This window comes from Mesorhizobium sp. M0136, from assembly GCF_040322515.1.
In the GTDB taxonomy this organism is placed as follows: domain Bacteria; phylum Pseudomonadota; class Alphaproteobacteria; order Rhizobiales; family Rhizobiaceae; genus Mesorhizobium.
Genome location: NZ_JAMYTP010000064.1, coordinates 1 through 1,743, shown reverse-complemented (window position 1 = coordinate 1,743; position 1,743 = coordinate 1). Strand labels below are relative to the sequence as shown.

General features: G+C 65.2%; 2 protein-coding genes. Both read left to right on the top strand.

What is annotated here, in order from left to right; translation table 11 throughout:
• Nucleotides 1–112: 112 nt before the first annotated feature.
• Nucleotides 113–973 carry a tyrosine-type recombinase/integrase gene (locus tag NKJ35_RS30760; RefSeq protein ID WP_352651383.1) on the top strand — a complete coding sequence of 287 codons (861 nt, stop codon included), beginning with the start codon at nucleotides 113–115 and terminating at the stop codon, nucleotides 971–973.
• Nucleotides 974–985: 12 nt separating this feature from the next.
• Nucleotides 986–1,743, top strand: a 758-nt coding sequence (locus tag NKJ35_RS30755) for an IS91 family transposase (protein WP_352651381.1), incomplete at its 3' end; no start/stop codon positions are given.

Here is a 1,743-nt window from a genome sequence, read left to right as displayed (position 1 = left end):
GGGATTGAACGAAGCCGCTGACGCGGCATTTGGTGCACCGGTTTGCGGATGACGCTTCTGTTTTGAAGGATTGCTGCTGTTGAAGCGCAACCTTGAGAACAGGAGCAATGAGATGGCCGAGTTGAGCCCGCTTCGCCGGCGCATGATCGAGGACATGACGATCCGCAATCTGTCGCCGGCCACGCAACGATCCTACGTGCACGCGGTAGCGAAGTTCTCCCGCTACTGTGGCCGATCCCCGGACCGGCTTGACCTGGAGGACGTTCGCGCCTTCCAGGTGCATCTGGTCTCTACCGGAATCTCGTGGCCGGCGCTGAACCAGACGGTGTGCGCACTGCGGTTCTTTTACGGCGTGACGTTGGGTCATGCCGAGATCCCTGAGCGGATCGCCTATGCCCGCGCTCCACGCACGCTGCCGGTGGTTCTCAGCGCCGACGAGGTTGTCCGCTTTCTCGAGGCGGTGCCGAGCCTGAAGACGCGCACCGCCTTGACGACGGCCTATGCCGCGGGCCTTCGCGCTTCGGAGACCGTCGGGCTGAAGGTCGGCGACATCGATAGCGAACGCGGCGTCATCCGGGTCGAGCACGGCAAGGGCGGCAAGGATCGCACCGTGATGCTGTCGGCGCAGCTTCTGCGCATCCTGCGGGTCTACTGGCGACTGGCGAAGCCGCAGGGCTGGCTGTTTCCGGGCCGGGATGCAAATCGCCCCATCGACGTGCAGGTGCTGTATTCAGCCTGCCGCTCGGCGCGTGCGGCCGCCGGCATCGACAAGCGTGTGACGGTCCACACGCTCAGGCACAGCTTCGCCACGCATTTGCTGGAGAACGGCACCGACATTCGCATTATCCAGGTGCTGCTCGGCCACAACAATCTGTCCTCGACGGCGCGCTACACCAAGGTCTCGAACGGCCTCATCCGGCGCACGACAAGCCCGCTCGACCGGTTGAACATCGAAGTCGTGCCGTCGGGCTGATCGGTTCCGCCCATGTCGGCGAGACTGGAGGTGGCGGATATCTTCCGCCGCCATGGCGAGGCGTATCGGCAGGCTCATGACGGTCATCTCGGACGCGTCGAGCGCCGCACGATGAGCGCCATCGAACTGTGCCGGACCGCCGAACTGGGCGGCCATGTCGAGGGCTGCCGGTCCTGCGGGGCGATCCGCGTGGCCTACAATTCCTGTCGCAACCGGCATTGCCCCAAGTGCCAGGGAAAGACCTGCCGGGAATGGCTCGCCGCGCGGCAGAACGAGCTTCTGCCGGTTCCCTACTTCCACGTGGTGTTCACGCTGCCGGCCGAGATCGCCACAATCGCCTTCCAGAACAAGGCGGCGATGTACACGATCCTGTTCAAGGCGGCCGCCGAGACGCTGCGCACGATCGCCGCAGATCCCAGACATCTCGGCGCCGGGATCGGTCTCATCGCGGTGCTGCACAGTTGGGGCCAGAACCTCACCTATCATCCCCACCTCCATTGCATCGTCCCGGGCGGCGGCATCTCCCTCGATGGAGGGCGATGGGTCGCCTGCCGGCCGGGGTTCTTCCTGCCCGTGCGCGTGCTGTCGCGCCTGTTCCGCCGTCTCTTTCTGGAGGAACTCCGAGCGGCCTATGATGAGGGCGGGCTGGGCTTCTTCGGCGATCTCGCCTACCTGGCAAGGCCTGATGCCTTCGTCTGCTTGCTCGCCGAGGCTCGTCGCCGTCAATGGGTCGTCTACGCCAAGCCGCCCTTCGGCGGGCCGAAGCAGGT